At 76.4% G+C, this 314-nt stretch carries 1 pseudogene; it reads right to left on the bottom strand.

Going from position 1 to position 314, the window contains the following annotated elements:
• Positions 1 to 21: 21 nt before the first annotated feature.
• Positions 22 to 279, bottom strand: a pseudogene (locus tag HTV45_RS33700) (HAD family phosphatase); the annotation flags it as partial.
• Positions 280 to 314: the final 35 nt, after the last annotated feature.

Raw genomic sequence — 314 nt, 5'->3', positions numbered from 1 at the left:
CAGCAGTGCCACCACCTCCTAGTCGGCCCAGAACGGCGCGTCCGCGAGTGCCCGGCCCAGTGCGCGGGCCCGGTCCGCGCCCACCCGCTCCACGAGCCCGGCGGCGATGGCCGCCACCCAGGCGTCCGGGGTGATCCGGCCCAGGAGCAGCGGGAGGTCGACCTCGGGTGCGTAGGCGATGCCGGTCGTGGTGCCCTCCGGCAGTCCGGCGGCCCGCTCCAGGGCGGCGAGCGGGGCGGTGTCGTAGAAGCGGACGACGTTGTCGAGATCGCAGAGCACGGCGTCGAAGGCGCGCCCCACAGGGGCCGGAGGGG

Origin of the sequence: Streptomyces sp. CHD11 (assembly GCF_018638295.1) — a bacterium.
Taxonomy (GTDB): domain Bacteria; phylum Actinomycetota; class Actinomycetes; order Streptomycetales; family Streptomycetaceae; genus Streptomyces.
Note: the sequence above shows the minus strand (reverse complement) of the source record. Positions and strands in the feature narration are given on the sequence as shown.